9 protein-coding genes are annotated in these 8,328 nt (G+C 59.6%); 7 read left to right on the top strand and 2 right to left on the bottom strand.

Annotation, left to right across the window (positions count from 1 at the left end; all coding sequences use genetic code 11):
- Positions 1-246, top strand: a 246-nt coding sequence (locus B3Y70_RS03635; RefSeq protein WP_288589203.1) for a DUF533 domain-containing protein, incomplete at its 5' end; no start/stop codon positions are given.
- A 45-nt stretch (positions 247-291) separates the two neighbouring features.
- Here the strand turns inward: B3Y70_RS03635 and B3Y70_RS03630 are convergent.
- Positions 292-630: a zinc ribbon domain-containing protein YjdM gene (locus B3Y70_RS03630; RefSeq protein ID WP_011785654.1), complete on the bottom strand. Its 339-nt coding sequence runs from the start codon at positions 628-630 to the stop codon at positions 292-294.
- A 40-nt stretch (positions 631-670) separates the two neighbouring features.
- Positions 671-1,213 carry a histidine phosphatase family protein gene (locus B3Y70_RS03625; RefSeq protein ID WP_236043539.1) on the bottom strand — a complete coding sequence of 181 codons (543 nt, stop codon included), beginning with the start codon at positions 1,211-1,213 and terminating at the stop codon, positions 671-673.
- 303 nt (positions 1,214-1,516) lie between these two features.
- Between B3Y70_RS03625 and B3Y70_RS03620 the strand changes: the two genes are divergently transcribed.
- The 6 genes from B3Y70_RS03620 to B3Y70_RS03595 form a co-directional block, all read left to right on the top strand.
- Positions 1,517-1,969, top strand: coding sequence for a YaiI/YqxD family protein (locus B3Y70_RS03620; protein WP_011785656.1), 453 nt, complete (start codon positions 1,517-1,519; stop codon positions 1,967-1,969).
- Between the two features lie 79 nt (positions 1,970-2,048).
- Positions 2,049-3,836: an ABC transporter ATP-binding protein gene (locus B3Y70_RS03615; protein ID WP_286715747.1), complete on the top strand. Its 1,788-nt coding sequence runs from the start codon at positions 2,049-2,051 to the stop codon at positions 3,834-3,836.
- A gap of 83 nt (positions 3,837-3,919) precedes the next feature.
- The gene (locus B3Y70_RS03610; RefSeq protein WP_286715749.1) at positions 3,920-4,693 is read left to right on the top strand and encodes an ABC transporter ATP-binding protein; all 774 of its coding nucleotides are present in this window, start codon (positions 3,920-3,922) and stop codon (positions 4,691-4,693) included.
- On the top strand, positions 4,683-5,609 hold the full coding sequence (locus B3Y70_RS03605) for an iron-siderophore ABC transporter substrate-binding protein (RefSeq protein WP_273030291.1): 927 nt from the start codon (positions 4,683-4,685) through the stop codon (positions 5,607-5,609). Before B3Y70_RS03610 ends, B3Y70_RS03605 begins: the two co-directional genes overlap by 11 nt.
- Entirely contained in the window at positions 5,599-7,629 is a 2,031-nt protein-coding gene (gene fhuB / locus B3Y70_RS03600) for a Fe(3+)-hydroxamate ABC transporter permease FhuB (protein ID WP_273030293.1), read from the top strand. Before B3Y70_RS03605 ends, fhuB begins: the two co-directional genes overlap by 11 nt.
- Positions 7,616-8,328 (top strand): hypothetical protein (locus B3Y70_RS03595; protein ID WP_288589202.1); only part of this gene is annotated, 713 nt, incomplete at its 3' end. The genes fhuB and B3Y70_RS03595, both read left to right, overlap by 14 nt.

The raw sequence follows: 8,328 nt of genomic DNA, 5'->3' as shown, positions 1-8,328 counted from the left end.
CTGGGCCCGGACGACGAACTCCAGGCCTGGATCCAGCAACAGTTCGATGCGCCACTGGATGCCAGCGCTTTGGCACGCAACGCCGATTCGCCCCAGGCAGCCCGGGAAATCTACGTCGTCAGCGCCGTGATGATTGACGAACAGAACCCGATGGAGCGTGCCTGGCTCGAACAACTGGCCGGTGCCCTGAAGATAGAACCCAATCTGGCCAGGGAGCTTGAACAACAAGTGCTGGCTGCCAGTTAATCAATCACAGCAGACGGCACCGGACTCCCCGGTGCCGAATCCAAGTCAGGCCTTCTTAACAAACTCCGACTTGAGCTTCATGGCCCCCACACCATCAATCTTGCAATCAATGTCGTGATCGCCATCCACCAGGCGGATGTTCTTGACCTTGGTTCCCACCTTCACCACCAGGCTGGAACCCTTCACCTTCAGATCCTTGATTACGGTGACGGTATCGCCATCCTGCAGCTCATTGCCATTGGCATCACGAACCACCTTGCCTGCTTCAGCCGCTGCCTGCTCGGCCTCCGTCCATTCATGGCCGCACTCCGGGCACACCAGCTGAACGCCATCTTCGTAGGTGTATTCAGAACTGCACTTGGGGCAAGGGGGCAACTGAGACATTATCATTTCCTGTTAACTGAATGAGCACAGGATTATACCACTATTGCCCCGGCGCCACCCTCGCCAGAATGTCCGGGTTCTCCGACAACGGCAACGCCAGAATCACCCCTTCATTCGAAGCCGGAAAAATGCCCGTCAACGCTGTCACATTCACCTGGTGTGAGACCATCACCACCGGCATGCCGGGCCCAAGGGCATTCACCAAGTTGATGGTTTCACGGGTCTGTTGCGGGCCATCGCCCCGGTTGCGAAAAAATGAATTCAGAGCCGGCCACTCAGTCACTGGCCCCATATTCATTTCCTGGGCGGTCTCAAGACATCGACACCACTGGCTGGAAAACACCCTCGCCTCATCAATTCCATGTTCTGCCAGAAACGCTTTCCACGCCCGGGCCTGCTCACGCCCCGTGTCGTTCAGGTTCCTCTGGGTACTGCAATCTCCGAGCACAAACCCGACTGGATCACCGGTGCCTGGAGCCAGGGCATGACGCAGCATCAAAACGGCTCTCCCCTCTCTAAGGGCAGCCCAGGCGTCCTTTTCTGAGGCATGGGTTTGAGAAAACCCAAAAGCGCCGATGGCCATCAAACAAAACACAAACGCTTTCATAATGATTCCTCAAAGACTCCGTCAGCGCGCATATCGCGGCGGTATCACCAGTGCCAGATCTGTGTCATTGGGGGCTACTTTCCAAAAATTTCGAAGGCCATGGATGGCCTGAGAGAAGCGCACATGGATGTGCTCGTAGCGGTTTTTGGAAAGTAGCCCCCAATGACACAGGCACCCAATGTCTTACCGCCTAATAGCCAATACGCGGAACCAAACTAACAGGCTCACCCCATGAAAGGTTAAACTGACCACCAGCCAAACCAACGAAGGAAAACCGAAATGCCAATCTGGGTCGACGCCGATGCCTGCCCCGTTCCCATCCGGGAAATCCTCTGCCGTGCCGCTACCCGCTGGCAAATCCAGACCACCTTCATCGCCAACCACGCCATCAGCCTGCCACCAAGCCCACACATCAGCCGCCGGCAAGTCCCCCACGGTTTCGACGTTGCAGACAACGAAATCATGGACCAGATGAGCAAAGGCGATCTGGTGATTACCCAGGACATTCCCCTGGCCGCCGAAGCCATCGAAAAAGGCGCCGACGTCTTCAACCCCCGTGGGCAGGCCTTCACCAAAGAAAACATCCGCCAGCGCCTTGCCATGCGCAACTTCATGGAAGAAATGCGCAACGCCGGCCAGGTAACCGGCGGGCCGGCCCCGTTCAGCCAGGGAGATCGAAAAGAGTTTGCCGACCAGCTGGATCGGTGGCTGCAAAGAAACGCACGCAAGTGAAAATGATTCTGTTTTAATAAATGAAAGAATCCGCTACCCTTCCCGCCTCTGATAACCAGACAGCAGAAGGAAGCGGAACATGACCACACGCGCCCAGCACACCAGCAGCTTTGCCGCTCTCGGCCGCCTGCTTCGATACGCGCGTGGTTACCGGCGCCAGATCATCGCCGCCACCACCTGCTCCATCATCAACAAGCTCTTCGACATTGCTCCGGAAATACTGATCGGCGTCGCCATTGATGTGGTGGTGAATCAGGAGGAAAGCTTTGTCGCCGGCCTGGGCTTTGAAACCGCGCAGGAGCAAATCACCATCCTGGCGGTGCTCACCTTCTTCATCTGGGCGGGCGAGTCGCTGTTTGAGTACCTGTTCCAGATTCTCTGGCGTAACCTGGCCCAGCGACTACAGTCCGATCTCCGGCAAGACGCTTATGAACACGCCCAGCGTCTGGACATGAGTTTCTTTGAGGCGAACAGCTCCGGGCAACTGGTCGCCACCATGAACGACGATGTAAACCAGCTGGAGCGTTTCCTGGATGGCGGCGCCAATGCCATGATCCAGGTAGCGGTTACCGTAGTAGCTGTGGGTGCCGTGTTCTTTGTGCTGTCGCCACTGATTGCCCTGCTGGCGTTCACACCGATTCCCCTGATTATCTGGGGCGCCTTCTATTTCCAGCGCAAAGCCGGTCCGCTGTACGCAGACGTAAGGGAGAAAGTAGGCGACCTCTCCAGCCGCCTGGCCAACAATCTGGGTGGCATCGCCACGATCAAGAGCTTCACCGCCGAACAGCGGGAAGCCAAACGCCTGAAGGACGCGAGCGAAGCCTATGTTGATGCGAACCGCCGCGCCATTCGTATCAGCTCCGCATTCATTCCGGTCATTCGAATGGCCATTCTGGCAGGCTTCCTGGCCACCTTTACCGTTGGCGGCATGATGGCGCTGGAGGGCAGCCTGAACGTCGGCGCATACGGGGTTCTGGTGTTCCTCACCCAGCGCCTGCTCTGGCCCCTGACCGGCCTGGCGGAAGTGATCGATCTGTTTGAACGGGCCATGGCCAGCACCCGGCGGATACTCGATCTGCTCTCCGAACCGGTAAACGTTCGGGATGAAGCCGGCAAGACACTCGAACAGCCAGTACGTGGAAAGGTCTCATTCAACCAGGTGAGCTTCCGATACGCCGGCAGCGGCGCAGGCATACAGGACATTACCCTGAACGTTCCTGCAGGCAATACCCTGGCATTGGTAGGCGCCACCGGCTCCGGCAAGTCCACGTTGATCAAGCTGTTGTTGCGGTTCTACGACCCCTCCCATGGCGACATCCGGATTGACGGCCAACCGATCCGGGAGGTGAGCCTGAAATCCCTGCGCGATGCCATTGGCCTGGTCAGCCAGGATGTTTACCTGTTTGAGGGCAGCATCCGCGACAACCTTGCCTATGGCAAACCCGATGCCAGCGAAGAAGAGATCATTGATGCCGCCCGTACTGCCGAGGCCTGGTCCTTTATTGAGGCGCTACCGGAAGGCCTGGACACACCAGTAGGTGAACGAGGCATTCGCCTGTCCGGCGGCCAGCGTCAAAGGCTGTCCCTGGCCCGGGCGCTGCTGAAGAATCCACCCATCCTGGTGCTGGACGAAGCAACCAGTGCCGTGGATAACGAAACCGAAGCCGCCATCCAGCGCTCGCTCAGGCGCATCGGCCATAATCGCACGGTGATCATGATTGCCCACCGGCTTTCCACCATTGTAGATGCCGATACCATCGCCGTGGTTGAGAATGGCCGGATTGTCGAGGAAGGCGACCACAACAGCCTGATCCACAATAACGGCGCCTACGCCGCACAATGGCGCGTGCAAACAGGTCAGGCGTAAGAAGGTAATGCTGCTTACCACTTATTATTGATAGGTATTCGCATTTAGATTATCCTGCCACCCACATAAACAGGGGAATCTGAATGTCCGCGTTTTTCGAAGTCCGCGACCTCGCTGTCCACATTGGCAGCACGGCTATCCTTCATAACATTAGCCTGGCCTTTAACGAAGGCCAGGTAACCGCCCTGCTTGGCCACAACGGCTCGGGCAAATCCACATTGCTGAAAACACTGGCCAGACAGATTCCGGCCTGTGCCGGTGAGGTCAGGCTTGAGGGTAAAACCGCGAAAAGCCTCGGCGCCCGCGCCTTTGCCCGGATTGTCGGCTACCTGCCCCAGCACCCGCCCGGCACCGATGGCCTGACGGTCCGGGAACTGATCGCGCTGGGCCGCTACCCCTGGCGAGGCCCGCTTGGCCGCTACAGCGATGCGGATTACGCGCTGATTGATCAGGCGATTGCCGACACAGACCTTAAACCTTTTGAACACCGCGCTGTCGATACCCTTTCCGGTGGTGAACGCCAACGGGCCTGGATTGCCATGTTGCTGGCCCAGCAAACCCGCTGCCTGCTGCTGGATGAACCCATCTCCGCCCTGGATGTGAAGCACCAGGTGGAAACGCTGCGTCTGGTGCAGCGCCTTGCCAGCCAGCGAGAACTGACCGTGATTGTGGTACTGCACGATGTCGATCTGGCCTCCCGCTTCTGCGACCGGTTGGTAGCCCTGAAAGCGGGCCAGGTGGTGGCCGATGGCACGCCGGCGGAGATCATGGACAGCCAGATTCTGGAGTCCATCTACAGCGTCCCCATGGGCGTGATGGAGCGGGCACCGGGGCAATGGGTTTCCTATGTCCATTAACCCAAAAGCTATCATGCTTGGCGCTCTGCTCCCGTTATTGCCAATTGCAGGAACGGCCCAGACCTGGCAACACGAAGGCGGCACGCTAACCCTCGACGCCCCCCCTGAACGCATTGTCGCGCTGAACTGGGCCGCCACCGAATCCCTGCTATTGCTGGGCATCTCCCCCGTTGGCGTGGCCGATAAGGCCGGCTACGCCACCTGGGTTCAGGAGCCGGAACTGCCTGAGGGTGTTGCCAATGTCGGCACACGGGTCGCTCCCAGCCTCGAGGCGATTGCAGAGCTGAAACCCGATCTGATCGTCACCAGCACCGAAATGGCTCCGGCGGCCGAACTGTTGGAACGAATTGCGCCCACCTACGTCATCAGCGTGTACAAAAAAGGCGCTCGACCGTACGACAAGGCCCGGGAAATGCTGACAACCCTGGGCGAAATCACCGGCCGAAAAGATCGCGCCGAGGCGGTAATGGCGGATATCGAACAAACCCTGAACCAACAGCGGAAACGGCTGGAGCAAGCCGGCATCACCGACAAGCCGGTAGCCCTGGTGAACTTTCTGGATGACCGCCATGTACGCATCTATGCCCCCAACGGCCTGTTCCAGACTGCCCTGAAAAGCCTTGGGCTAACCAATGCCTGGCAACAGCCGGGCAACTATTGGGGATTTTCAGCCATAGGCCTCGAGTCTGTGGCGGATGCCAGGAACAGCCGCATCGTGGTGATAGACCCCCTGGTGCCGGGGCTAGCCGACAGTCTGGCCAACAGCCCGTTCTGGACCTACCTGCCACCAGTGCGAGACGAGGAGATCTACCGGATTCCTGCTGCCTGGCCTTTCGGTGGCGTATACCCGGTGAAACGCCTGGCCGTTGCCCTGACCAACGCTCTGGTGGAAGGGGGCAGCGACAATGTCCGTTGAGTCTACCCTGCGCGTTTCCAATCGCCCAGAAATTCCCGCCAGGCTGCCCGTTGCAGTCGCTCTACTCTGGCTGGCCGCACTGGCCACCAGCGCCTTGCCCTGGCTCGATCAGCTACAGCTTCCACAACTTATATCGGCGTTCTGGACGTTTGATGGCAATAACTACGCCTCCGTTTTGGCCCACTTCAGCTGGGCACCGAGGGTCTCCATCGCGATACTGATTGGTTGCGCGCTGGGGCTGGCCGGAGCCGTTACCCAGCAGGTGCTGGGTAACCCACTGGCTTCACCCACCACTCTGGGCGTGGAGGCCGGGGGCCAGTTTGGCATCACCCTTGCTACCTTATTCGCTCCGGGCTTGCTCGCCTTCAGCCCCGACCTGGCCGCCGTGGCCGGCGGCTTGCTCGCCATCGGTCTGGTCATCCTGCTGACCTGGCGGCTCGGCTTCTCGCCGGTCACCGTGATTCTGGCCGGGCTGGTTGTCACCTTCTTTCTGGGCGCCATCAATATGGCATTCCTGCTGCTGAAAGGTGAATGGCTCGGCAATCTGTTTATCTGGGGTGCAGGATCCCTGGTGCAAAACAACTGGGCGCCCTTCTTTGATCTGCTCCCCCGGGTACTGGTTATTGCGGCTTTGATGGTGGCCCTGATGCGTCCGTTACAGCTGCTTCAGCTCGGCCAGGCATCGGCAAACTCACTGGGGGCGAAGGTGTCCCTGCTTCGTGCTGTTGCACTGTTTCTGGTGGTGATCATGAGCTCACTGGTGGTCAGCCGGGTGGGCGTGGTCGCCTTTGTGGGGCTGGCTGCACCAGTACTGGCGAGGCTTCTGGGGGCCAGAAGCCTAACTGAACGACTGCTATGGAGCACCCTGGCAGGTGGCGGCCTGCTGTTGCTGGCCGACACCCTCGCCCACTGGGCCACCACCTGGGATGGCGGGTCTCTTATACCCACCGGTACGACCACCGCACTCATTGGCGGGCCAATCATTCTTCTGGCCCTGCAAGGCTTCCGCAACACCCATCATATGCCCGGTCAGGACAGCAGCCCCGCGGGGTTTCTGCCCCGCCGGCGACATCCCGCAATGGTCGCCGCAGCCCTGTGCTCGTTACTGGCCCTGACCATCATTCTCTCCATGGGCTGGTCTCCGGGCCTTGAAGGCTGGAACTGGACGCCCGTAGCACAGTGGACAGACGCGTGGGTATGGCGGGGCCCGAGATTGATGGCCGCCATCCTGGCCGGAATGGCGCTGGGTATGGCCGGCACCCTGATCCAGCGGATGACCGGCAACCCCATGGGCAGCCCGGAACTGCTGGGCATCAGCGGCGGAGCAGCGTTAGTGATGGTAGTTCTGGTTCTGACCGGGCTGGAGATTGGCCGGCTTGGCCAACTGGCCGCCGCCACGGTGGGTGCCGCCGGCGCCCTGGGGCTGTTACTGCTGCTGGCCCGCAAGCACCACTTCGCAGGCAATCAACTGTTGCTTGGCGGCCTGGCGCTGTACGTATTCATGGATGCCGGCCTGAGGCTGGTAATGGCCTCTGGCGGCACCGTTGCCTCTCGCCTGCTGAACTGGATGTACGGTTCAACCTGGCTGATCTCGGAATCTGAAGCCTTCGGTTTACTGGCACTGGTGGTCAGCCTCGGTGCTTTGCTGTTGCTTGCCCTGCGACCGCTTACGCTGTTGCCGCTGGGTGAAACATCGGCTTCGTCCCTCGGCCTGAGGGTACCGCGGGCACGGCTTCTGCTATTGGTGCTGGCTGCCGTGCTTACAGCAGCGTCGACTGTGGTCATCGGTCCATTAAGCTTCGTCGGGTTGATCGCCCCGCACCTCGCCCGGGTACTGGGACAGCAGACCGTGGGCCGGCAAATGCTGGTCGCGGCCCTGGCCGGCGGACTACTGCTCTCCTTGGCAGACTATCTGGCCCGGGTTCTGGTGTATCCCAATCAGCTACCCGCCGGGCTGCTGGCAGCCCTGGTCGGCGGTTTGTACTTCCTTTGGGGGTTGAGCCGTCATGGTCGCGCTTGAGACAGGAACGCAGTGGCTGGCGGATTATCACAATCTGTTGGCCCGCCACAGCCTTGATGGTAATGCGCTACTGAGCAACGCATTGACACCCGCCAACCGCGAACAATCCGCGTTGTTTTCCCTTGCCCAGCTACTGGCAAATCCAGACCTTCTGCAACTACAGATCCGCGAGGATTATCCGGATGCCGATCATCCGAGGCTCCGCAAGGCGCGGCTTTCTGTCCTGCATCAGAGCCTGGCACTTCAGATTATCGGACCATTGGTGATCCGGCTGTTCAGGGATGGCAGCAGTGCTGCACTCGATCCCCGGCGGGTTTTCCTGTGCCCGACAACATCAACACCAGCGGACCCGTCTCGCTGGCAATATGCGGCCAGTGAACAGGAGATCCTGGAGCCTGAGGCGTTCATAAGAATTCTCAGTGAACAGATGCAAGACTGGTACGGTGTGTTCCGGCAGCATTTCGGGGTTAGTCCAGGGGCCTACTGGAGCAGTGTCGGGCTGGCGTTGGGTGCGCCCTATTCGGTGGTGTGGAACCGGGTTAATCCGGCAGAGTTGTGTAAACAGGCCGGTAGCTGGCTGGCGCAGTTCAAATGCGAGGCCAACCGATACATTGACTGGATTCCGGCAGAATTCAGCCAACAGTGGTGTGCCATCCCTCAGCGCAAAGGGTGCTGCCTCAAATATTTATTGCCCGGAGG

The organism is Marinobacter sp. UBA5687, assembly GCF_002420325.1.
GTDB classification, from domain to species: Bacteria; Pseudomonadota; Gammaproteobacteria; order Pseudomonadales; family Oleiphilaceae; genus Marinobacter; species Marinobacter nauticus.
The sequence above is the reverse complement of the archived record's forward strand: the minus strand, read 5'-3'. Positions and strand labels throughout refer to the sequence as shown.